Origin of the sequence: Streptomyces sp. NPDC048751 (genome assembly GCF_043198595.1) — a bacterium.
Classification (GTDB): domain Bacteria; phylum Actinomycetota; class Actinomycetes; order Streptomycetales; family Streptomycetaceae; genus Streptomyces.
This window is the reverse complement of sequence record NZ_JBICUX010000001.1, coordinates 268451-290678: the sequence shown is the minus strand read 5'-3', so window position 1 is coordinate 290678 and position 22228 is coordinate 268451. Positions and strand designations below refer to the sequence as shown.

Genomic DNA, 22228 nt, shown 5'->3' with positions numbered 1-22228 from the left:
GGGAGATCAACCACCAAAAGGAAACGACATGGTTATGAACGCACCTCGCAACGCCCCTTCCAGGCGCCCCCGTTGGCGCCCACGCGTCCGAGGCTTACTGACCCTCGGCACGGCGGGCCTGCTCGTCACGGCCGGCCTGACCGTTCTCGCCGGGACGGCCGACGCCGCGAGCACTCTGGGCTCCGCCGCCGCCGGCAAGGGCCGCTACTTCGGCACCGCGGTCGCGGCGAACCACCTCGGTGAAGCCCCGTATGTCAGCACGCTCGACACCGAGTTCAACTCCGTGACGCCGGAGAACGAGATGAAGTGGGACGCCACCGAGCGCAGTCGGGGCTCCTTCACCTTCGGCTCCGCCGACCAGATCGTCGGCCACGCCCAGAGCAAGGGAATGAAGATCCGCGGCCACACGCTGGTGTGGCACTCCCAACTGCCGGGCTGAGTGGGTGGCTTGGGCGCCGCCGATCTCAGAGCGGCGATGAACAACCACATCACTCAGGTCATGCAGCACTACAAAGGGAAGATCCACTCCTGGGACGTCGTCAACGAGGCCTTCCAGGACGGCAGTAGCGGAGCCAGGCGCAGCTCGCCCTTCCAGGACAAGCTCGGCAACGGCTTCATCGAGGAGGCGTTCCGCACCGCGCGGACCGCGGACCCGGCGGCGAAGCTCTGCTACAACGACTACAACACCGACGGGGTCAACGCGAAGAGCAACGCCGTCTACACCATGGTCAAGGACTTCAAGGCGCGCGGCGTTCCGATCGACTGCGTGGGCTTCCAGTCCCACTTCAACAGCGCCTCCCCCGTGCCCGGCGACTACCAGGCCAACCTCCAGCGCTTCGCGGACCTCGGCGTCGACGTGCAGATCACCGAGCTGGACATCGAGGGCTCCGGGACCGCCCAGGCCAACAGCTACAGCAATGTGGCGAGGGCCTGCCTGGCCGTCTCGCGCTGCACCGGTATCACCGTTTGGGGTGTCACCGACAAGTACTCATGGCGCGCGAGCGGCACGCCCCTGTTGTTCGACGGCAACTACGCGAAGAAGGCCGCGTACACCGCGGTCCTCAACGCGCTCGGCGGCTCCTCCTCCGGTGGCGGCGGGGGCGGGGGCGGAGGCAGTGCGACCTGTACGGCGTCGTACAGCAAGGCCGAGGAGTGGAGCGACCGGTTCAACGGCAAGGTGACGATCACGGCGGGCGCGTCCGCGATCAGCAGTTGGACCACGACCGTCACGGTGACGTCCCCCCAGAAGATCGCCACCACGTGGAACGGCACGCCCACCTGGGACAGCAGCGGGAATGTCATGACCATGAAGCCGAACGGCAATGGCACGCTGGCCGCCGGGGCGTCCACGAGCTTCGGCTTCACGGTGATGAAGAACGGGAACTCCGCCGCGCCGGTGGCCGACGGGTGCACTGCTTCCTGATCCTCGGGGACACCTCGGATACGTCTCGGGTGCGTACAAAAACCTCGTGCGGGTCGAGCTTCGGCTCGACCCGCACGAGGTGAGTGGTGTCCGAGGGGGGACTTGAACCCCCACGCCCGATAAAGGGCACTAGCACCTCAAGCTAGCGCGTCTGCCATTCCGCCACCCGGACAAGGTGTCCGCCGCCTGGCCGGGGGTGTTCCCCGTGGCGACATGGACAACAATACCAAGCTTTCGGAGTGCCTTTCACCTGCGTTTCCCTCTCCTCGGGTGCCCTGGCGGCAGCACGCCGGAGGTCTCACCCGGGGTGATGAATCGGTCACCCCGGGATGCCCGCGCGGGCTCGCTTCACGGTATGAGCTGGTACTCCGGGAAGTTCCCGGGCAGCCGCTCCCCCGCCGGGCCTCGCGTCACCGCGCGCACCAGCAGCTCGCCGCCGACGAAGGCCCCGCGCCAGGACGCGCCGAAGCCGCCGAACAGCTCGTCGCGGTCCCCGCGGGAGCGCGGGACGCCGTGGCCGATCTTGAAGGCACGGATCTGCGGGGCCAGCCTGTCGTAGGTCGCCCGGTCGTCCGTGGACAGCGTCGCGACCAGCGCGCCGTTGGAGGCGTTCATCGCGGCGAGCAGCTCGGCCTCCGTGTCGACCAGGACGATCGTGTCGACGGGGCCGAACGGCTCGGCGTGGTGCAGCGGCGACGAGGGCGGCGGGCCGAGGAGTGTGACGGGTTGGACGTATGCCGAGGTGTCCTGGCCGGGCAGGAAGCGGACGTCCGCCGGGTCGCCGCGGTGCAGCGGGACGGCGCCCCGGTCGATGGCCTCCGCGACCTGGTCGTTCAGCTCCTTGGCCTTGGCCGCGTTGATCACCGGCCCGAAGTCCAGCTTCGGGTGGGGGTCGCCGGGCTGCTCGACCGCCAGGGGGTGGCCGACCCTGAGCGTACGGACCGCCGGGAGGTACGCCGCCAGGAACGAGTCGAACAGCTCACGCTGGACGACGAAGCGCGGATAGGCCGTGCAGCGCTGTTTGCCGTAGTCGAAGAGCTTGGGGATGACCGCCGTGAACGCGTCCCAGTCGGAGAAGTTCCAGATGCCCCAGGTGTTGAGTCCCTCCTGTTCGAGGATGTGCCGTTTGCCCAGGTCGGCGACTGCTGTGGCCACCGCCGCGCCGGTGTCGCGCCCACCGACGAAGGAGACGCAGCCGATCTCGGGCGCCCGCACGAGCGCCTCCGACAGCTCTCCCCCGCTGCCGCTGACGAGGGTCACGGGGAGCCCCTCGCGTGCGGCGAGCGCACAGGCCAGGGTCAGACAGGCGACACCGCCGTCGGTCGGGGTCTTGGCGATGACCGCGTTGCCTGCCAGCGCCTGCACCAGCACTGCGTGAACGAGCACGCTCATCGGGTAGTTCCAGCTGGCGATGTTGGACACGGGGCCGTCCAGCGGGGCCCGGCCCGCGATCATCGGCTCGATGCCGTCGACGTACCAGCGCACCCCGTCGATGGCCCGGTCGACGTCGGCCTGCGCGAGCCGCCACGGCTTGCCGATCTCCCACACGAGCAGCATCGCGAGGAGCTCGCGGTGGGCGGTGAGGGCGTCGAGGGTGGCGGCGACACGGGCCCTGCGCTCCGCGAGGGGGACGTGGCGCCAGGCGCGGTGCTGGTCCAGGGAGGCTCGTACGGCCTGGCGCGCGGTGGCCCGGTCCAGGCGGGGCGGGCTCGCGACGGGGCTGCCGTCGACGGGGCTGGTGGCGGGCAGCGCGCGGCCGTCCGACTGCCAGGCGGTGCCCCAGAGGTTGAGGACACGGTCGTCGCGGAACGCCTCGGGGGCGGCGGCGAGGCAGCGCCGCCAGGCGTCGGACCAGGAGGTGCCTGCTTTGAGGGTGAGAGTGGATGCCGGGACTGCCGAGGGTGTCGTGGATGCCATGGGGTTGCTCCGCTCTCGGGTGCACGGTCGAGAGGTAGAGGGCCGCGGCCCTCTTTGTTTGGAAGAGGGTGGATGGCCCTCCTTGAAAGGGGGTCGTTCGGGAGTCGGGCGGGATCTCGCCCCTCGGGGCACACGCCGCCGCGCACGGCCCGGTGACGCGCGCTCTCAGAGCAGGGCCGCGACCAGTCGGGCGGTCTGTGTCGGGGTCTCGCCCACCCGGACACCGACCGCCTCCAACGCCTCCTTCTTCGCCCGGGCCGTGCCGGACGAGCCGGAGACGATGGCGCCCGCGTGCCCCATCGTCCTGCCCTCGGGGGCCGTGAAACCGGCGATGTAGCCGACGACCGGCTTGGTGACGTGGTCGCGGATGTACGCGGCGGCGCGCTCCTCCGCGTCGCCGCCGATCTCCCCGATGAGGACGATCAGCTCGGTGTCGGGGTCGTCCTGGAACGCGGCCAGGCAGTCGATGTGGCTCGTGCCGACGACGGGGTCTCCGCCGATGCCGACGCACGTCGAGAAGCCGGTGTCCCGCAGTTCGTACATCAGCTGGTACGTCAGCGTGCCGGACTTGGAGACCAGGCCGATGCGCCCGGGCTTGGTGATGTCGGCGGGAATGATGCCCGCGTTGGCCTGTCCGGGGCTGATCAGCCCCGGACAGTTGGGGCCGACGACGCGGGTGCCGCGCTTCTTCGCGTACGTGGTGAAGGCGACGGAGTCGTGTACGGGGATGCCCTCGGTGATGACGACGGCGAGTCCGATCCCGGCGTCGGCGGCCTCCGTCACGGCCGCCTTGGCGAAGGCGGGCGGCACGAAGACGACGGTGACGTCGGCGCCGGTCGACTGCACGCCGTCGGCGACCGACCCGAAGACGGGGACCACTCGGTCGTCGAAGTCGACGGTGCGGCCCGCCTTACGGGGATTGACTCCGCCGACGACATCGGTGCCGGCTGCGAGCATGCGCCGGGTGTGCTTCATGCCCTCGCCGCCGGTCATGCCCTGGACGAGGACCTTGCTCTCCTTGCTCAGGAAGATCGCCATGTCCCGTCTCCTCAGGCTGCGGTGGCGAGTGCGGCGGCACGGCGGGCCGCGCCGTCCATGGTGGTGGCCTGCTGGACCAGTGGGTGCGCGCGTTCGTCGAGGATGACGCGACCATGGGCCGCGTTGTTGCCGTCGAGGCGGACGACCAGCGGCTTGGTCAACCGGACGGTTTCCAGCGCCTGCACGATGCCGTCGGCGACCGCGTCGCAGGCCGTGATGCCACCGAAGACGTTGACGAAGACCGACTTCACGGCCGGGTCGGAGAGGACGAGCGACAGGCCGTCGGCCATGATCCGGGCGGACGCCCCGCCGCCGATGTCGAGGAAGTTCGCGGGGCGCGCGCCGCACCCCGCGACGACGTCGAGCGTCGACATGACCAGACCCGCGCCGTTGCCGATGATGCCGACCTCGCCGTCGAGCCTGACGTAGTTGAGGCCCTTGCCGGCGGCCGCCGCCTCCAGCGGGTCGTCGAGCGCGTCGACGTCTCCGCCCCAACGGGTCTGTCGGAAGGCGGCGTTGTCGTCGAGGGTGACCTTGCCGTCGAGAGCCATGATCCCGCCCTGCGCGGTGCGGACGAGGGGGTTGACCTCGACGAGGAGGGCGTCCTCGCGGACCAGTACCTCCCACAGCCGTACGAGCACGTCGACGGTCTGCGCCGGCAGCCCGGCTGCCTCGGCGATCTCGGCCGCCTTCGCCGAGGTGACGCCCTCCGCCGGGTCGATGTGCATACGGGCGACGACATCCGGTCGACTGGCGGCGACCTCCTCGATCTCCATACCGCCCTCCGCGGAGGCGATCGCGAGGAAACGGCCGGCCGCGCGGTCGAGGACGTAGGAGGCGTAGAACTCGTCCTGTACGTCGACGGGTTGGGCCAGCATGACGGTGCCGACGGTGTGCCCCTTGATGTCCATGCCCAGGATCTGCCGTGCCGTCAGTTCGGCGGCGGCCGGGTCCGCGGCGAGCTTCACACCCCCCGCCTTGCCGCGTCCACCGGTCTTGACCTGGGCTTTCACAACGACCCGTCCGCCGAGCCCGCGAGCGATCTCACGCGCCCCATGGGGCGAGTCCGTCACGCCGGCCCGCGGCACCAAGATGCCGTACTCCTCGAAGAGTTCCCTTGCCTGGTGCTCGTACAGGTCCATCTCGGCTCCTGTCTGGAAAGTGCCGTACGCCCCCTGGACACCACCCACCGGATACGGGATAACAAGCTTCATACAGTATTCGTCGACTGTATGCAATGTACTGCGAGAGCCTCCCAACCCCCTACGAAGGGACAGGACTTCGCCATGCCCGACGACACCCAGGACGTCATCTCCGGTGGTCATCTCGTTGCCAAGGCGCTGAAGGCCGAGGGGGTCGACCGCATCTACACCCTGTGCGGCGGCCACATCATCGACATCTACGACGGCTGCGTCGACGAGGGCATAGAAGTCGTCGACGTGCGCCACGAGCAGGTCGCCGCCCACGCCGCCGACGGCTACGCGCGCATCACCGGCAAGCCCGGTTGCGCGGTCGTCACGGCGGGGCCCGGTACGACCGACGCCGTCACCGGTGTCGCCAACGCCTTCCGGGCGGAGTCCCCGATGCTGCTGATCGGCGGTCAGGGGGCCCTCATCCAGCACAAGATGGGGTCCCTCCAGGACCTGCCGCACGTCGACATGATGGCGCCGATCACCAAGTTCGCGGCGGCCGTGCCCGACACGGCCCGGGCGGCGGACATGGTGTCCATGGCGTTCCGCGAGTGCTATCACGGCGCCCCGGGCCCCTCCTTCCTGGAGATCCCGCGCGATGTCCTCGACGCCAAGGTGCCGACGGCCAAGGCGCGGGTGCCGAAGACCGGCGCCTACCGCGCCTCGACCCGCTCCCCCGGCGATCCCGAGGCGATCGTGAAACTCGCCGACCTGCTCGTACACGCCGAGAAACCGGCCATCCTGCTGGGCAGTCAGGTGTGGACCACCCGCGGTACCGAGGCCGCCGTCGAGTTGGTGCGCACGCTGAACATCCCCGCGTACATGAACGGAGCGGGCCGCGGCACCCTGCCGCCCGGCGACCCGCACCACTTCCAGCTGTCGCGCCGCTACGCCTTCTCCCACGCCGACGTGATCGTCATCGTCGGCACGCCCTTCGACTTCCGCATGGGCTACGGCAAACGGCTCTCCCCTGACGCGACCGTCGTGCAGATCGACCTCGACTACCGGACCGTCGGCAAGAACCGCGACATCGACCTCGGCATCGTCGGCGACGCCGGACTGGTGCTGAAGTCGGTGACCGAGGACGCCTCCGGCCGCCTGAACGGGGGCGCGTCGAAGCGCAAGGAGTGGCTCGACGAACTGCGCGCCGCCGAGCAGACCGCGATCGAGAAGCGGCTGCCGAGCCTGAGGTCGGACGCCTCACCGATCCACCCCTACCGCCTGGTCAGCGAGATCAACGACTTCCTCACCGAGGACTCGATCTACATCGGTGACGGCGGTGACATCGTCACGTTCTCCGGTCAGGTCGTGCAACCCAAGTCGCCCGGGCACTGGATGGACCCGGGTCCCCTCGGCACCCTCGGCGTCGGCGTCCCGTTCGTGCTCGCGGCCAAGCAGGCGCGGCCCGACAAGGAGGTCGTCGCGCTCTTCGGCGACGGGGCGTTCTCCCTCACGGGCTGGGACTTCGAGACCCTCGTCCGCTACGACCTCCCCTTCGTCGGCATCGTCGGCAACAACTCCTCCATGAACCAGATCCGCTACGGCCAGGCCCAGAAGTACGGCCAGGAACGCGAGCGGGTCGGCAACACTCTCGGTGACGTCCACTACGACAAGTTCGCCCAGATGCTGGGAGGTTACGGCGAGGAGGTCCGTGACCCCGCCGACATCGGCCCCGCGCTGCGGCGTGCCCGCGAGTCCGGGAAGCCCTCGCTGATCAACGTATGGGTGGACCCCGACGCGTACGCCCCCGGAACCATGAACCAGACCATGTACAAGTGAGGTGGCCCCATGACTGGAACGCCCACCAAGGCACTCGACGGCATCCGCGTGCTGGACATGACACACGTCCAGTCCGGGCCGTCCGCGACCCAGCTCCTCGCCTGGCTCGGCGCGGACGTCATCAAGCTGGAGGCGCCGACCGGTGACATCACGCGCAAGCAGTTGCGCGACCTCCCGGACGTCGACTCCCTCTACTTCACGATGCTCAACTGCAACAAGCGGAGCATCACCCTCAACACCAAGACCGAACGCGGCAAGGACATCCTCACCGAGCTGATCCGGCGCTCGGACGTCATGGTCGAGAACTTCGGACCGGGCGCGGTCGACCGTATGGGCTTCACCTGGGACCGCATCCAGGAGATCAATCCACGGATCGTCTATGCCTCCATCAAGGGGTTCGGGGACGGCCCGTACACCGGCTTCAAGGCGTACGAGGTCGTCGCTCAGGCCATGGGCGGGGCGATGTCGACCACCGGTTTCGAGGACGGGCCGCCGCTGGCGACGGGAGCCCAGATCGGGGACTCGGGCACGGGCGTCCACGCCGTGGCGGGCATCCTCGCGGCGCTGTACCAGCGGGAGCACACCGGGCGCGGGCAGCGGGTGAACGTGGCCATGCAGCACGCTGTGCTCAACCTCTGCCGGGTGAAGTTGCGCGACCAGCAGCGCCTGGCACACGGCCCGCTCGCTGAATATCCCAACGACGACTTCGGCGACGAGGTTCCCCGTTCGGGAAACGCGTCCGGCGGCGGCCAGCCGGGCTGGGCGGTCAAGTGCGCTCCGGGCGGCCCGAACGACTACGTGTACGTCATCGTGCAACCGGTCGGCTGGCAGCCGATCAGCGAGCTCATCGGCCGGCCGGAGCTGGCCGACGACCCCGAGTGGGCGACACCCCGGGCCCGCCTGCCCAAGCTCACCAAGATGTTCCAGCTGATCGAGGAGTGGTCGTCGACGCTGCCCAAGTGGGAGGTGCTGGAGCGGCTGAACGCGCACAACATCCCGTGCGGGCCGATCCTGTCCACCAGGGAGATCATCGAGGACCGGTCGCTGGTCGCCAACGACATGGTCGTCACCGTGCCCCATCCGCAGCGGGGCGAGTTCGTGACCGTGGGCAGCCCCCTCAAGCTCTCCGACTCCCCCGTCGACGTGACCACCTCGCCGCTGCTCGGTGAGCACAACGAGGAGATCTACGTCGGCGAGCTCGGCCTCGGCGACGAGGAGCTGCGCCTGCTGAAGTCGAACGGAGTGATCTGACGTGATGGCCGAAGACCGGGTGCTGAGGGTGCGGTCGCTTCTCGAGGCCGTACGGGCCGAGGGGCGGACGGCGCTGACCGCTCCCGAGGGCAAGGTGGTCGCCGACGCGTACGGGATCGCCGTACCGGGCGAGGAGTTGGCGCGGGACGTCGAGGAGGCGGTGTCGTACGCGGCGCGTTTCGGCGGGCCCGTCGTGATGAAGATCGTCTCGCCGGACATCCTGCACAAGACCGATGCCGGCGGGGTGATCGTCGGAGTCGAGGGAGCGGCTGACGTGCGGGCCGCGTTCCACGGAATCATCGAGAACGCGCGCGCGTACGACGCGGGGGCCCGCATCGAGGGCGTGCAGGTGCAGGAGTTGCTGCCGAAGGGGCAGGAGGTCATCGTCGGCGCGGTCACCGACCCGACGTTCGGGAAGGTCGTGGCGTTCGGGCTCGGCGGGGTGCTCGTCGAGGTGCTCAAGGACGTCACCTTCCGGCTCGCTCCCGTCTCCGCCGACGAGGCCCTTTCGATGCTGGACTCGATCCGGGCGGCCGAGGTGCTGCGCGGGGTGCGCGGGCAGGCCGGCGTGGACCGGTGGGCGGTCGTCGAACAGATCCGGCGCGTGTCGCAACTGGTCGCCGACTTCCCGGAGATCGCCGAGGTGGACCTCAACCCGGTGATCGCCACGGCGGAGGGGGCCGTCGCCGCCGACATCCGCGTGATCCTCTCCGAGACTCCCGTCAAGCCGCGCCGCCGCTACACGCGCGAGGAGATACTCACCTCGATGCGCCGGTTGATGAAGCCGAGTTCGGTCGCCGTGATCGGCGCGTCCAACGAGCAGGGCAAGATCGGCAACTCGGTGATGCGCAACCTCGTCGACGGCGGTTTCGCCGGGGACATCCATCCGGTGAACCCCCGGGCCGATGACATTCTGGGCCGCAAGGCGTACAAGAATGTCACGGACGTTCCCGGAGAGGTGGATGTGGCGGTCTTCGCGATCCCCGCCAAGTTCGTGGCCGCGGCCCTGGAGGAGGTGGGACGCAAGAAGATCCCCAACGCGGTGCTGATCCCCTCCGGGTTCGCGGAGACCGGCGAGCACGCCCTCCAGGAGGAGATCGTGGCGATCGCCGAGCGGCACGGCGTCCGTCTGCTCGGGCCGAACATCTACGGCTACTACTCGACCTGGCAGGACCTGTGCGCCACGTTCTGCACGCCGTACGACGTCAAGGGCGGGGTGGCGCTCACCTCGCAGTCCGGCGGCATCGGGATGGCCATCCTGGGCTTCGCGCGGGCCACGAAGACCGGCGTTTCGGCGATCGTCGGCCTCGGCAACAAGTCGGACCTGGACGAGGACGACCTGCTGACGTGGTTCGGTGAGGACCCGCACACCGAGTGCATCGCGATGCACCTGGAGGACCTCAAGGACGGGCGCGCCTTCGTGGAGGCCGCGCGCGCGACCGTGCCGAAGAAGCCGGTCGTCGTGCTGAAGGCGGGGCGTACGGCGGCGGGCGCCAAGGCGGCAGGTTCGCACACCGGTGCCCTCGCGGGCGACGACGCGGTGTACGACGACATCCTCCGGCAGGCCGGTGTCATCAGGGCGCCGGGTCTGAACGACATGCTGGAGTACGCGCGCGCGTTGCCGGTGCTGCCCACCCCGCGCGGGGACAACGTCGTGATCATCACCGGGGCCGGCGGCAGCGGTGTGCTGCTGTCCGACGCGGTCACCGACAACGGCCTGTCCCTGATGGAGATCCCGGCCGACCTGGACGAGGCCTTCCGGAAGTTCATCCCGCCGTTCGGGGCCGCGGGCAACCCGGTGGACATCACCGGGGGTGAGCCGCCGTCGACGTACGAGGCGACGATCCGGCTCGGTCTGGAGGATCCTCGCATCCACGCGCTCGTCCTCGGCTACTGGCACACCATCGTGACCCCTCCCATGGTCTTCGCCGAGCTCACCGCGCGCGTGGTGGCCGATTTCCGCGAACGCGGCATCGAGAAGCCCGTGGTGGCGTCCCTCGCGGGTGACGTCGAGGTCGAGGAGGCCTGCCAGTACCTGTTCGAGCGGGGGGTCGTGGCGTACCCGTACACGACGGAGAAGCCGGTGGCCGTGCTCGGCGCGAAGTACCGCTGGGCGCGGGCGGCCGGGGTGTTGGGGGGCGGCTCATGAGGTGAGCCCGAGCGCGCACGAAAGGCACGGGACAGGGGGCGCTGGCCAGTTCTTTCGACGCAAGGGGTGCGACACGACATGACAACCACCGACTACTCCACGTCCGTCCCCTACCGGGAGGTGACGGACCGCAACGGCCGCGTGTACCGGATCGGCGAGTCCGACTTGGACGTCATGGGCCGCAAACGCAGGTGGATGGTCATCCTGCCCTGGGTGGGCATGATGGGCATCAGCTCCGCCGAGTACGCGTTCACGTCGGCGGAGGACACGCTCCACGAGGCTCACCTGTGGAGCGACGGACACATCTTCTGGCTGATGGGCGTCTGGGTGTTCTTCCAGGCGGCCGTGGCCTTCCCGGCCGGACAGCTGCGGGAGAGCGGCAGGCTGCCCGCCCGTACGGCCATGCTGATCGGCGCGGTGGGCACGCTGCTGGGCTATCTGTCACTGGCGTACGCGCCGAACGTGCTCGTCGCGTACTTCGGCTTCGGCATGTGCAGCGGCATCGGGGCCGGTCTCGTCTACGCGACCTGCGTGAACATGGTCGGCAAGTGGTATCCGGAGCGCAAGGGCGGCAAGACGGGCTTCGTCAACGGAGGGTTCGCCTACGGCTCCGTGCCCTTCGTGTTCCTGTTCACCTCGTACATGGACCTGGGCAACTACCAGGGCGTCCTGGTGACGGTGGGCGTCGGGCTGTGCGTGGTGGTGGCCACGGCGGGCTGGTTCTTCAGGGACCCGCCCAAGAACTGGTGGCCCGCGCACGTGGATCCGCTCACGGCGGCCGACGACCCGAAGGTCCGCCGGGCGCTGGAGAAGAACCCGCCTGCGGTCCAGCAGTACACCCCGGGAGAGGCCGCGCGGACGCCCGTCCTGTGGCTGATGTGGTTCTGTCTGCTGTGCACGGCCGGCATCAACATCTTCGGCATCGCCTTCCAGGTGCCGTTCGGCAAGGACATGGGCTTCGCGGGCGGCATCGTGGCCACGGCGATGTCCCTGAAGGCCATCGTCAACGGCACCGGGCGCGGTGTGATCGGCTGGATATCCGACCGCTGCGGACGTCGCAACACGCTGATCATCGTCTGCCTCGTGCTGGGCACCGCGCAGTTCGGCGTGCTGGTCTCCGGCCGGATGGGCAGCATGCCGTTCTTCCTGTTCTGCTCGATGGTCTCCGGATTCGGCGGCGGGGCGATCTTCCCGCTGTTCGCCGCCATGACGGCGGACTACTTCGGCGAGAACAACAACGCCAGCAACTACGGCATCGTCTACAGCTCGAAGCTGATCTCGGGGCTCGTGGGATCAGGCGTGGGGAAGGTCGTGGTCGACGCGTGGGACTACGAGGGCGCCTTCGTCATGGCGGGCTCCATAGGGCTGGCCTCCGCGGTGCTGGCGCTCTTCCTGAAGGCTCCGGGCAGGCCGAAGGCCCGGGGAGTCGTCCCCAACCCACAGCCCTTCGGTGAGGAGATGGCGTGACATGACGGCCGGCTGATCCGGTCGCGCCCCGTTCATGAGGCGGCCCTCCCCGGAATCCGACGCGGGGAGGGCCGCCTCACGCGCGCGTGCGGCTCAGCACCTCTCGCGCAGCGAGTGCAGGTGCTCACTCGAACGCCGCGCGAAGGTGAACGACTCGGTCGGGTTGTCGTGCTCGGCCTGCCAGTGGTGCGCCATGCGCTCGCCGCGCAGCCGGGTGACAGCGGAGATGAACCGCTGGTAGTCGATGTCGCCGTCGCCGACGTCGGTCATGCGGTAGCCGTACTGGTTCGCCGGATCGCTCACGCCGTCCTTCACGTGGAAGAGCGGGTAACGGTGCGGCTGCCTGAGGACGTAGTTCAGCGGTTCGAAGGGCGCGGGCGTGCCGTCGGGCCGCTTCGAGAAGCGGAACTGGCCCGAGTACGCCCAGAAGATGTCCATCTCCAGGAAGACCAGGTCGGGGTCGGTCTCGGCGAGCAGCACGTCGTACAGCCGCACCTTGGGGTTGTCGGTGGCGAAGGAGAACTCCTCGGAGTGGTTGTGCTGGTAGAACTTCATGCCGCGCGCCCGGGCCGCCGCGCCGTAGGTGTTGAACTCCTCGGCCGCGCGCTTCCACGCGTCGACGGTCGAGCCGTAGCGGAACGGTCCGGAGGCGGTGCCGATGTGCTTGAGGCCGAGCGCCTCGGCGTCGTCGAGGACCTTGGTGAGGTTCTGCGCGAAGGTGTAGGCGGCCGGGTCGCTGGAGTAGTAGCCGACGTGGCTGCCGATCGGGTTCAGGCCGTGATTCCTCGCCAGCCGCTTGAGCTGGGCGAGGGTGATGGGGCCCGCGGAGCCCTGGGTGTAGCCGGCGAACTCCACCTCGTCGTAGCCGTACTTCTCCAGTTCGGCGAAGACGGGGGCGAAGCCGAGCGTGGAGACCTTGTCGCGCAGGCTGTAGAGCTGGATGCCGAGCCGGCCGGATGGCAGGACGGGGCGGCCGCGGCCCGCCGGCGCGCTCGCGGTGTCCGTGCCGTCGGCGGCGGTGGCGGGGCTCGCGGCGGCGCCCAGCAGGGCGGCGGCGGAGGCGCCGGCGGCCACGCCGAGCATGCCTCGTCTGGTGAGCCGGTGGGTGAGTTCGGGGTCGGACCGGAAGGTGCGGCTCATGCTGGAACTCCTCGGGATCTGGGGCCGTTGTCAGTGGTGAGTGCTTCACTTGTGACCAGTCAGGACAGACCGGCCAGTCGGAGCAGGAGAGACTTCACGTCGGTGGCCGCGACACGGCCGCCGACAGCACGGGGGGTGGAGCAGATGAGGAGCGGACCGTCGTCGTCGCTCGCCGGAAGGCGGCCGTGGCTGCCGCGAATAGGTGAGGCGTCCAGGGGCACGACCGCCATGCGGTAACGCATGCCGAGCTTCTTGCGCGCGAGCGCCGCGGCCGCCTTGACCTTCACATACGGGTCGAGCGGATCCATGAAGAGCTCGACCGGGTCGTAGCCGGGTTTGCGGTGGATCTCGACGAGCCGCGCGAAGTCGGGCGCGTGGGCGTCGTCGAGCCAGTAGTAGTACGTGAACCAGGCGTCCGGTTCCGCGACGGCGACCAGTTCGCCGGAGCGCGGGTGGTCGAGATGGTGCTCCTTCTTGCCCTCGTCGTCGAGGAGTCGCTCGATGCCGGGCAGGTCGGCGAGCGCGGCCCGGGTGGCGTCGAGGTCCTCGGGGCGGCGCACATAGACGTGGGCGATCTGGTGGTCGGCGACCGCGAAGGCGCGGGACGCCATCGGGTCCAGGTACTCCATGCCGTCCTGCGTGTGCACCTCGAGCAGTCCGGCGCGGCGCAGGGCCCGGTTGATGTCCACGGGCCTGCTCACACGGGTGATGCCGTACTCGGACAGCGCGACGACGGTACGGCCCTCGGTGCGGGCGTCGTCGAGGAGCGGGGCGAGGGCCGCGTCCAGGTCGGCCGCCGCCTTCAGGGAGCGCGGGTCGTCGGGGCCGAAGCGCTGCAGGTCGTAGTCGAGGTGAGGGAGGTAGCAGAGCGTCAGGTCGGGGTGGCGGGTGCGGATGATGTGCCGGGTCGCGTCGATGATCCAGCTACTGGAGACGAGGTCGGCCCCAGGGCCCCAGAAGTGGAAGAGCGGAAAGGTGCCGAGCCGCGCGATGAGTTCGTCGTGCAGGGCCGGGGGCCTGGTGTAGCAGTCGGGTTCCTTGCGGCCGTCGGCGTAGTAGATCGGACGGGGGGTGACGGTGATGTCGGTGTCGGCGCCCATGGCGTACCACCAGCAGATGTTGGCGACCGTGTAGCCGGGGTGCGCCCGATGGGCCGCGTCCCACAGCTTGTCGCCGGTGACCAGGCCGTTGTGCTGCCGCCACAGCAGTACGTCGCCGAGCTCGCGGAAGTACCAGCCGTTGCCGACGATGCCGTGCTCCGACGGGAGGGTGCCGGTGAGGAAGGTCGACTGGGCGGCACAGGTGACGGCGGGCAGGACGGTGCCGAGCGGTGCCTGGGAGCCAGACCGGGCGAGGGCCTTGAGGTGAGGCATGTGGTCGAGGAGACGGGGGGTGAGGCCGACGACGTCCATGACGAGGAGAGGGGTGGGGCCCGGGGTGGGACTCATGGCAGCTCCTTCAGGCCGAGGTCGGTCAACAGGTCGCGGGCCAGGGAGAGTTCGGCGGCGATGCCGTCGGTCAGCTGAGCGCGGGCACGGGGGCGCAGCTCGGGTGGGAGTGCCTGCCAGGTGTAGGTCTCGACCTCCAGATGGCGGGTGAGCGGGTGCGGGCCGCCGACGAGCCGGGTCAGCGCGGCCTGCAGCACGGGGAGCGTGGAGGTGAGGGGCGCGGCGGGGGCCGCGTGCAGTGGGACGTGGAAATGGGCGCGCCAGGGTGTGGCGTCGGGCAGGGCGTCACCCTTGAGCGCCTCGCCCAGGTCGTCGGTGCCGCGCAGACCGGCGGCGATGGGGGCCCCTCCCGCTCGAACGGGGTTGAGAGCGGGGGACGCGCGGGTCTGGTGCAGGAAGCGGGGTTCGTCGAAGGTGGCGAGGGCCTCGCGGACATCGGGGAGGTGAGGGTGCTCGGCGTGCAGGGCGGCCGAGAGCTGGGACTTGACGATGGGGACGTCGGCTCGGGTGAGCGCGTCCAGGGCGGTGTGCGGATCTTCGAAGGAGGTGGCGAGGTGGCAGGTGTCGACACAGACGCCGATGCGGTCGTGGTCGATCGCGGTGAGCGGGGCGATGGCGTCGCCGGTGGTCTCGACGACACAGCCGGGTTCCGGTTCCAGGCCGACCCGGATGGAACGGCCGGTCAGCTCGGCGAGGGCGTCGAGGCGTTCGGCGAGGGCGCGCAGCGCGGCGAGTGCGGCGTCGGCGCGGCTGGGGTCCTGGGCGGTGCGCCAGGCGAGGGGCAGGGTGGAGACGCTGCCCTCGGTGACGTCGTCCGGGAGGAGCCCGGCGAGGACACGGGCCAGGGAGGTGGTGTGGTCGAGGCGTTCCGGGTCGGCCCAGTCCGGCTTGTACACGCGGTACTTGACCTTCTCGGCGCCGAATCCCTCGTAGGGGAAGCCGTTGAGGGTGACGACCTCCAGGCCGCGCCGGTCGAGCTCGGTGCGCAGACCGCGCAGCGCGGACGGGTCGCTGACGAGGGTGTGGGCCGCGTCCCTGGCGAGCCACAGGCCGATGCCGAGGCGGTCGCGGCCCAGGCGCCGGCGGACCGGCTCGCAGTGGTCGCGGAGCTGGGCGAGAACGCCGTCGAGGGTTTCGGCGGGGTGCACGTTGGTGCAGTAGGCGAGGTGGACGGTGGTGCCGTCGGGGTGGCGGAAGCGCATCGCTCACTCCACTCCGCGCAGAAGGGAGTTGCCCTCGTGGGTGGCGTCGGGGGCGCCGACGTCCAGGTGGAGACGGCCACTGAGGCCGTAGAAGGCGACGGGGTTGCGCCACAGCACCTGGTCCACGTCGTCGTCGCTGAAGCCCTCCGCCAGCATCAGGTCACCGACCTTGCGGGTCTTGAGGGGATCGCTCCTGCCCCAGTCGGCGGCGGAATTCACCAGGACCCGTTCCGACCCGAAGGCCTGGAGGATCGCCACCATCCGCCGCTCGTCCATCTTGGTGTCGGGATAGACGGAGAAGCCCAGCCAGCAGCCGCTGTCCCTGGCCTCCTTGACGGTGGTCTCGTTGAGGTGGTCGACCAGCACCCGCTCCGGGGGCAGCGCGGACTCGCGGACGACGTCGAGGGTGCGGCGCAGTCCCGCGAGCTTGTCGCGGTGCGGGGTGTGGACGAGCGCGGGCAGGCCGTGGTCGGCGGCGAGCTGGAGCTGGGTGGCGAGCGCCGTGTCCTCGGCGGGCGTCATCGAGTCGTAGCCGATCTCGCCGACGGCCACGACGTGGTCCTTGACGAGATACCGGGGCAGTTCGTCGAGGACGGGGACGCAGCGCGGGTCGTTGGCCTCCTTCGGGTTGAGGGCGAGCGTGCAGTGGTGGGCGATGCCGTGCTGGGCGGCGCGGAACGGCTCCCAGCCCAGGAGGGAGTCGAAGTAGTCGAGGAAGGAGGCGGGCGAGGTGCGTGGCTGGCCGAGCCAGAAGGAGGGCTCGACCACGGCGCGGACGCCCGCGGCGTGCATGGCCTCGTAGTCGTCGGTGGTCCGGGACGTCATGTGGATGTGGGGGTCGAAGATGCGCATCAGGACTCCTCGCCGTGGGAGCGGTCCGTGCGGGGCTCGGCCGGCGCGGACCGGGTGAGGGTGAGGACGCGGTGCAGGTCCGCGGGGACGGGGCGGTCGGCGGCGGTGCGTTCGGCGGCATAGTCGTCGAGCATGCGGGCCAGTTCGGGGTCGGCGCGGGCGCGGCGGTCGAGGTCGGTCACCTCGCCGACGGGGACACCGGTGAAGAGGCACTTCAGAACGGCATGACGCCAGGCGTGGGCGTCGAGGTGCCGGGCGCCGTAGGGGCCGAGGGCGGCGGCCACGAGGCGGGTGTCGTTGGTGCGCAGGGCGTCCTCGACGAGCGGGAGGGCGTCGGGGCCCGGCACCAGGTGGGGCAGGGCCTGGAGGACGGCGCGGCGTTCGGCCGCGGTGCCCTGGAAGTAGACCCGGGTCAGCGCGGTCGGATCGGCCCGGGCGGCGTGCAGGATGAGGACGCGCACGGCGTCGGCGTGTTCCGCACCGCATCGGCGCCCTGCCTCGGCGAGACGCAGCTCCCACACGGAGATGGGCCCGTGGAGACCGGGGTGGGCGGCGGCCTCGTCGAGAGCCCGGCCGAGCCAGGTGCGGGCGGGGGCGCCGAGGGTGGCGTCCAGGTGGGCGCGCACCTTGGGGAGGGGGGTGTGGGCGAGGGCGGGTGCGGAAGCTGGGGCGGGGGCATCGACGCCGGGGGCGGGTGTGGGCGCTCCGGAGGTGGACGCCTGGGAGGAGGGTGACCCGGGGTTCGGGTCCGTCGAGTCGGCCGGGCGGCAGGCCGGGTGGGCCGCGTGCGGGCGCGTCATGAGGGGTTCCCTTCTGGGGTGGCGGAGGGCTCGCCTGGGGGTGGGGCGGGCGGTGCTGCCGGTGGTCCGGTCGGTGCGGTGGTCCCTGGGGGCGTAGGCGGGGTGTCCGTCTGTGCCCGGGGGCGGGGAGGTGCGGTGGGTGGGGCGGCCGCCTGTCGGAGGAAGGGGAGGGAGAGTTCGGCGAAGTGAGGTCCGGCGTGGGAGTGGCGGGGCAGTTCGACGACGGTCAGGCCCTGGTAGCCGACGGCGACGAGGGCGGCCAGGACAGGTGGGAAGTCGATGTCCCCGTCTCCGAAAGGGAGGTGTTCGTGCACGCCACGGCGCATGTCCTCGATCTGGACGTGGCGCAGCCAAGGCGCGGCGGCGCGTACACAGGCGGCGGGAGAGAGGGGTTCGAGGCACCGGCAGTGGCCGATGTCGAGTGTGAGACCGAGGTGGTCCGGGTCGCCGAGGGCTCGGCGCAGGCGGTGGAAGTCGGCGAGGGAGGCGAGGAGGTGACCCGGTTCGGGTTCGACGGCGAGCGGGATGCCGGCGCTGGTGGCGGCGTCCAGGACAGGGGTCAGGGACTCGGCCAGCCGCTTCCAGGCCGTGTCCTCGTCGGTGTCCGGCGGAACGGCGCCGCTGAAGCAGTGCACGGCGTGCGCGCCGAGGTCGGCGGCGACCTGGACGGCACGGGTCAACAGGTCGACGCGGCGGCCTCGGTCGTCCGGGTCGGGGTCGAGGAGGGAGGGTCCGTGTTTGCGGCGCGGATCCAGGACATAGCGGGCGCCTGTCTCGACGGTGACCTCGAGACCGAGCTCGTCCAGCCGGTGGGCGAGACGCCGCGTGCGGGTGGCGAGGTCCGGGGCGAGCGGGTCGAGGTGCATGTGGTCGAGGGTCAGACCGACACCGTCGTAGCCGAGGTCGGCGAGGAGGGCGAGGGCGTCGTCGAGGCGGACGTCGGCGAGGCCGTTGGTGCCGTAGCCGAAGCGAAGGGGGCTGTTCAGGGGGACGGCCCGGCTGGAGGACCGAGGGCTCATGTGACGCTCACCTTCCTCGCGTATCGGCCGGCGACCGGGCCGAGGGCCGCGACGAGCAGAGCGGTGACGCCGGCCCCGGAGCGCGCGGCGAGCGCCGCCTGGAACGGGATCGTGGCGCGGATGCCGCCGCCCACGGCCCGTTGGGTGAGAGGCGGTGACGGGTTGAGGGCGGCGTGGAAGTACGGGCGCCCGGCTGTCGTGGCGTAGACGGCACCGAGGGCCGCGCCCAGGGCGCCGGCGACGGGCTGTGCGAGACGGCTGCCGGGCCCCGGCGGTCGGCGTACGGAGGCTCGTCGGCTCAGCCGGGGCAGGAGTCCGGTCAGCAGGGCGGTCGCGGTGAGGGCCGCCAACGGGGTCTGTGCCGAGCCGCCTCGGGTCTCGTGCCGGGAGACGGCGGTGACCGCGAGGGTGTGGGTGCCCAGGAGGCCGGCCGACGGGAGTGCCTCGCGGGTGTGGCCGGTGGTGGCCGCCGCGCCGAGGAGGAGGTCCAGGGCGCGCGCGGCGGCCATGGCCGCCGGGCCGGCGGGCGTGTGCTTCAGGGCGAGGTCGTACGCCCAGACGGTGGCCGCGAGCGGTGCGGCGACCGCGAGTGCCGGGCGTCCGGCGCGGGCCGCGAGGGCCAGTCCGCTCACCGTGAGGGCACAGGCCGCCGTCAGGGCCGCGGAGGGACGGACACGACCGGACGGGAGGGGGCGGTGTGGGCGCTCGGCGGCGTCCTCCGCACGGTCGGCCCAGTCGTTGAGGGCCATACCGGCCTCGTAGAGACACAGGGAGGAACCGATGGCGAGCAGGGTACGGGAATTGGGGCGCGTGGCGGTCGCCGCGGCGCCTGCCAGTGCGTCGCCGGGGACGGTGAACAGTGCGGGGAGACGGAGGAGTTCGGCCCAGGCGCGACGGCGGTGTCGCCTGCGGTCGCCCCGCGCCGGGGACACGTCGACGCCCCTGCTGTCCCGCCTCACTCCTCCTCCCCCGCGCCGGCGTCCCTCAGCCGGCGCGCGAGGCCGACCAGTGCCGCGTACTGCTCTCCCAGGGCCGCCGGACCGTCCCCCACCGGGTCCTTGAAGAAGAAGCCCAGGTCGGTGAGGGGGCCGGAGAGGCCTGCCTCGTGGGCGCGGGAGGTCAGGCGGGCGAGGTCGAGGACGAGGGGCGCGGCCAGGGACGAGTCGCAGCCCTGCCAGGTGGTCTGGAGGATCATGCGGGTGCCGAGGAAGCCGTCGAAGGCGATGTGGTCCCAGGCCGTCTTCCACTCGCCGAGCGCCGGTACGTCGTCGATGTGGACCTGGCCCTCGGGGGCGACGGCGAGGGTGTCGGTGAGGACACGTTCCTTGCCCGCGTTCTTCGCGGCCGCGGCGGCCGGGTCGGCCAGGGCCGCGCCGTCGCCGCCGCCCAGCAGGTTGGTGCCGGACCAGGCCCGGACCGCGAGGGCGCGGTGGGTGAACATCGGGCCGAGGACGGAGCGCAGCAGCGTCTGGCCGGTCTTGCCGTCGCGGCCGGCGTACGGCAGGCCGCTCGATGCGACGGCGGACGCGAGGGCGGGGTGGTGCAGGCCCGTCGAGGGGGTGAAGTTGATGTACGGACAGCCGACGCGCAGGGCTGCCGCCGCGTACAGCGAGCTCGGTGGGAGCGCGCCCGAGGTCGGCGACGGCTCGGTGGAGGCCACGTTCACCACCACCGCTCGCGCCAGACCCCGCCGTCGTACGAAGTCCCGTAGGTCGGACGCGAAGGTGGTGATCAGCTCCTCCGCGCCCCGGGTGTCGCCCGGGGCGGGTCCTCCCGGCCTGATCTCCCGCTCCGCCGCGTCGAGTTCGGCGGCGACGGCGGACGGCAGGCCGGGTGGCAGCACGCCGCCGGCCGCCAGTTCCTCCGCCCGTTTGGGCAGGGGGCAGTCCACCGTGTCGTGGCCGCCGAAGACTAGGGACGACAGCGCCGGAAGGCCGCTCTCCGCGAACTCGGGTGTCTCGGTGACCAGGCCGGTCGGCGCGTGCAGACCCGCGGTGACGGCCGCGCATCCCGCGACGACGGTGGTGGCGACGGAACCGCGCGCCCCGATCAGCCAGACACCGACGCGCGGTGCGGAAACGGACGCGGAAAGGGACACGGACACGGGCACGGACATGAGCAGCCTCCTTGTCGAGGGCACCGACACGGTCGGGAAGGGGACGGCGGGCGGGGGTCCGGCGTCCCCCGCCCGCCGCCGCTCAGTTGCCCCTGACGGGCAGTTCCTTGATCCGGACGTTGCGGAAGGACACCTGGTCGCCGGCCCCGTGGTTCTGGATGCCGAGGTGTCCGTCGCGCAGGCTCCGGGCCGGATCGGTGTTCGTGAAGTCGTTGATCTTCACACCGTTGAGCCAGACGCGGAGCCGTTCGCCCTCCACGCGGATCTCGTACGTGTTCCACTCCCCCGGCGGGTTCAGCGCGCGGTCGCGCTTGTCGAGGTCGGCGGACTGGAAGCCGTAGACGGATCCGGTGGTCTTCTCGGGCACGTCCGTGGCGTCGATCTGGATCTCGTAGCCGTTGTTCACAGCCGACCACGGGTCGTTCGAGGGCGGGAAGCCCACGAACACACCGGAGTTGTCGTCACCGGACGCACCGGACGCCCTCCAGTCGAGCTTCAGGGAATACCCCCCGAAGCTCCGGTCGGCGTACCACAGCAGGCCCATGCCGCCCGACGACGTCAGCGTGCCGTCGTCGCCGAGGGTGAAAGAGCCCGGCCCGGCCTGCTTCCAGCCGTCGAGCGAAGCGGCCGTGCCGTCGAAGAGCGGCCGATAGCCGTTCTCCGGGCGGCAGTCGGCCTGCGTGTCACCGATCGCCCAGCGGATTCCGCCCCACAGGTGGTCGAGGACGGCGGGTTCGGCGTACGACTCGACGGTGTGGCCGACGCCCGTGTAGAAGGCGCGGCCGCCCCGGTAGTTCTGGCACCAGGCGATCGGGTGATCGCCGTTCATGGTGCCGCCGGTGTACGAGGACTCGTCGAGCGAGGCCAGGACGTGGGCCCGGTCCCGGGGATTGGAGCGGTAGTTGTACCACTCGTCGGTGCGTTCCCAGGTCAGCGGCAGCCTCGAGGTCGCCGGGTGGGCCCGGTCCTCGACGTTGATTTGGGCCTGCTGGATCGCCGGGTGCGACTGGAAGTAGGCGCCGACGACGCCGCCGTAGAACGCCCAGTCGTACTCGGTGTCGGCGGCGGCGTGGACGCCGACGTAACCGCCGCCATGGCGGATGTAGCGCTCGAAGGCGGTCTGCTGGACCGCGTCGAGGACGTCTCCCGTCGTCGACAGGAACACGACCGCGTCATAGCGGCGCAGGTTGGCGGGCGTGAACGCGCTCGCGTCCTCAGTGGCCTCGACGGTGAAGCCGCCGCGTTCGCCGAGTTGCCGTACCGCGGCGATGCCGGCCGGGATCGAGTCGTGGCGGAAGCCGGCCGTCTTGGAGAAGACGAGCACGCGCCTGCCGTCGTGATCGGTCTGGGAGACGGCCGGGTGCGAGACGGCTCCGAGGAGCAGCGCCGCTCCCGCGACCGCGGTGGTCAGGTGGCCTCTTCGGGGCATGGGAGCCT

At 70.9% G+C, this 22228-nt stretch carries 16 protein-coding genes, 1 tRNA gene and 1 pseudogene; 5 read left to right on the top strand and 13 right to left on the bottom strand.

The genetic code is table 11. From position 1 onward, the window contains the following. Nucleotides 1-28: 28 nt before the first annotated feature. Nucleotides 29-1423, top strand: a pseudogene (locus ACGFNV_RS01255) (endo-1,4-beta-xylanase). Between the two features lie 84 nt (nt 1424-1507). Here the strand turns inward: ACGFNV_RS01255 and ACGFNV_RS01250 are convergent. From ACGFNV_RS01250 to sucC, 4 genes are all read right to left on the bottom strand, one after another. After that, nucleotides 1508-1595 (bottom strand) — tRNA-Leu (locus tag ACGFNV_RS01250). Nucleotides 1596-1771: 176 nt separating this feature from the next. Next, nucleotides 1772-3340, bottom strand: coding sequence for an aldehyde dehydrogenase family protein (locus ACGFNV_RS01245; protein WP_393618396.1), 1569 nt, complete (start codon nt 3338-3340; stop codon nt 1772-1774). A 165-nt stretch (nt 3341-3505) separates the two neighbouring features. Further along, nucleotides 3506-4378, bottom strand: coding sequence for a succinate--CoA ligase subunit alpha (gene sucD / locus ACGFNV_RS01240; protein WP_393618395.1), 873 nt, complete (start codon nt 4376-4378; stop codon nt 3506-3508). 11 nt (nt 4379-4389) lie between these two features. Then, nucleotides 4390-5520: an ADP-forming succinate--CoA ligase subunit beta gene (gene sucC, locus ACGFNV_RS01235; protein ID WP_393619960.1), complete on the bottom strand. Its 1131-nt coding sequence runs from the start codon at nt 5518-5520 to the stop codon at nt 4390-4392. 144 nt (nt 5521-5664) lie between these two features. Between sucC and ACGFNV_RS01230 the strand changes: the two genes are divergently transcribed. From ACGFNV_RS01230 to ACGFNV_RS01215, 4 genes are all read left to right on the top strand, one after another. Then, nucleotides 5665-7347: a thiamine pyrophosphate-binding protein gene (locus ACGFNV_RS01230; RefSeq protein ID WP_393618393.1), complete on the top strand. Its 1683-nt coding sequence runs from the start codon at nt 5665-5667 to the stop codon at nt 7345-7347. A 9-nt stretch (nt 7348-7356) separates the two neighbouring features. After that, the gene (frc, locus tag ACGFNV_RS01225; RefSeq protein WP_393618392.1) at nt 7357-8598 is read left to right on the top strand and encodes a formyl-CoA transferase; all 1242 of its coding nucleotides are present in this window, start codon (nt 7357-7359) and stop codon (nt 8596-8598) included. Between the two features lie 4 nt (nt 8599-8602). After that, on the top strand, nt 8603-10747 hold the full coding sequence (locus ACGFNV_RS01220; protein ID WP_393619958.1) for an acetate--CoA ligase family protein: 2145 nt from the start codon (nt 8603-8605) through the stop codon (nt 10745-10747). Nucleotides 10748-10825: 78 nt separating this feature from the next. Beyond that, nucleotides 10826-12214: an OFA family MFS transporter gene (locus ACGFNV_RS01215; RefSeq protein WP_393618390.1), complete on the top strand. Its 1389-nt coding sequence runs from the start codon at nt 10826-10828 to the stop codon at nt 12212-12214. Nucleotides 12215-12307: 93 nt separating this feature from the next. Here the strand turns inward: ACGFNV_RS01215 and ACGFNV_RS01210 are convergent, their stop codons facing one another. The 9 genes from ACGFNV_RS01210 to ACGFNV_RS01170 all read right to left on the bottom strand — a co-directional run bounded on the left by ACGFNV_RS01210 (nt 12308) and on the right by ACGFNV_RS01170 (nt 22220). Further along, a complete protein-coding gene (locus ACGFNV_RS01210; protein WP_393618388.1) occupies nt 12308-13354 on the bottom strand; it encodes a sugar phosphate isomerase/epimerase family protein in 1047 nt (348 codons plus the stop codon). A 59-nt stretch (nt 13355-13413) separates the two neighbouring features. Next, nucleotides 13414-14802, bottom strand: coding sequence for an alkaline phosphatase family protein (locus ACGFNV_RS01205; RefSeq protein ID WP_393618386.1), 1389 nt, complete (start codon nt 14800-14802; stop codon nt 13414-13416). After that, nucleotides 14799-16004 carry a metabolite traffic protein EboE gene (eboE, locus tag ACGFNV_RS01200; protein WP_393618385.1) on the bottom strand — a complete coding sequence of 402 codons (1206 nt, stop codon included), beginning with the start codon at nt 16002-16004 and terminating at the stop codon, nt 14799-14801. Before eboE ends, ACGFNV_RS01205 begins: the two co-directional genes overlap by 4 nt. A 3-nt stretch (nt 16005-16007) precedes the next feature. Next, a complete protein-coding gene (locus tag ACGFNV_RS01195) occupies nt 16008-16856 on the bottom strand; it encodes a TatD family hydrolase (RefSeq protein ID WP_393618384.1) in 849 nt (282 codons plus the stop codon). Continuing rightward, nucleotides 16856-17656: an EboA domain-containing protein gene (locus ACGFNV_RS01190; RefSeq protein WP_393618383.1), complete on the bottom strand. Its 801-nt coding sequence runs from the start codon at nt 17654-17656 to the stop codon at nt 16856-16858. The genes ACGFNV_RS01195 and ACGFNV_RS01190 overlap by 1 nt, the downstream gene beginning before the upstream one ends. Continuing rightward, nucleotides 17653-18675: a sugar phosphate isomerase/epimerase family protein gene (locus ACGFNV_RS01185; protein ID WP_393618381.1), complete on the bottom strand. Its 1023-nt coding sequence runs from the start codon at nt 18673-18675 to the stop codon at nt 17653-17655. Before ACGFNV_RS01185 ends, ACGFNV_RS01190 begins: the two co-directional genes overlap by 4 nt. Next, complete coding sequence (locus ACGFNV_RS01180; protein ID WP_393618380.1) at nt 18672-19634, bottom strand: SCO3242 family prenyltransferase; 963 nt, start codon at nt 19632-19634, stop codon at nt 18672-18674. Before ACGFNV_RS01180 ends, ACGFNV_RS01185 begins: the two co-directional genes overlap by 4 nt. Further along, on the bottom strand, nt 19631-20791 hold the full coding sequence (locus ACGFNV_RS01175) for an inositol-3-phosphate synthase (protein ID WP_393618378.1): 1161 nt from the start codon (nt 20789-20791) through the stop codon (nt 19631-19633). Before ACGFNV_RS01175 ends, ACGFNV_RS01180 begins: the two co-directional genes overlap by 4 nt. A gap of 82 nt (nt 20792-20873) precedes the next feature. Continuing rightward, the gene (locus tag ACGFNV_RS01170; RefSeq protein WP_393618376.1) at nt 20874-22220 is read right to left on the bottom strand and encodes a ThuA domain-containing protein; all 1347 of its coding nucleotides are present in this window, start codon (nt 22218-22220) and stop codon (nt 20874-20876) included. Nucleotides 22221-22228: the final 8 nt, after the last annotated feature.

Coding starts and splice junctions, on each gene's coding strand:
- ACGFNV_RS01245 (WP_393618396.1), bottom strand. CDS start 3,340: ATGGCATCCACGACACCCTCGGCAGTCCCGGCATCCACTCTCACCCTC.
- sucD (WP_393618395.1), bottom strand. CDS start 4,378: ATGGCGATCTTCCTGAGCAAGGAGAGCAAGGTCCTCGTCCAGGGCATG.
- sucC (WP_393619960.1), bottom strand. CDS start 5,520: ATGGACCTGTACGAGCACCAGGCAAGGGAACTCTTCGAGGAGTACGGC.
- ACGFNV_RS01230 (WP_393618393.1), top strand. CDS start 5,665: ATGCCCGACGACACCCAGGACGTCATCTCCGGTGGTCATCTCGTTGCC.
- frc (WP_393618392.1), top strand. CDS start 7,357: ATGACTGGAACGCCCACCAAGGCACTCGACGGCATCCGCGTGCTGGAC.
- ACGFNV_RS01220 (WP_393619958.1), top strand. CDS start 8,603: ATGGCCGAAGACCGGGTGCTGAGGGTGCGGTCGCTTCTCGAGGCCGTA.
- ACGFNV_RS01215 (WP_393618390.1), top strand. CDS start 10,826: ATGACAACCACCGACTACTCCACGTCCGTCCCCTACCGGGAGGTGACG.
- ACGFNV_RS01210 (WP_393618388.1), bottom strand. CDS start 13,354: ATGAGCCGCACCTTCCGGTCCGACCCCGAACTCACCCACCGGCTCACC.
- ACGFNV_RS01205 (WP_393618386.1), bottom strand. CDS start 14,802: ATGAGTCCCACCCCGGGCCCCACCCCTCTCCTCGTCATGGACGTCGTC.
- eboE (WP_393618385.1), bottom strand. CDS start 16,004: ATGCGCTTCCGCCACCCCGACGGCACCACCGTCCACCTCGCCTACTGC.
- ACGFNV_RS01195 (WP_393618384.1), bottom strand. CDS start 16,856: ATGCGCATCTTCGACCCCCACATCCACATGACGTCCCGGACCACCGAC.
- ACGFNV_RS01190 (WP_393618383.1), bottom strand. CDS start 17,656: ATGACGCGCCCGCACGCGGCCCACCCGGCCTGCCGCCCGGCCGACTCG.
- ACGFNV_RS01185 (WP_393618381.1), bottom strand. CDS start 18,675: ATGAGCCCTCGGTCCTCCAGCCGGGCCGTCCCCCTGAACAGCCCCCTT.
- ACGFNV_RS01175 (WP_393618378.1), bottom strand. CDS start 20,791: ATGTCCGTGCCCGTGTCCGTGTCCCTTTCCGCGTCCGTTTCCGCACCG.
- ACGFNV_RS01170 (WP_393618376.1), bottom strand. CDS start 22,220: ATGCCCCGAAGAGGCCACCTGACCACCGCGGTCGCGGGAGCGGCGCTG.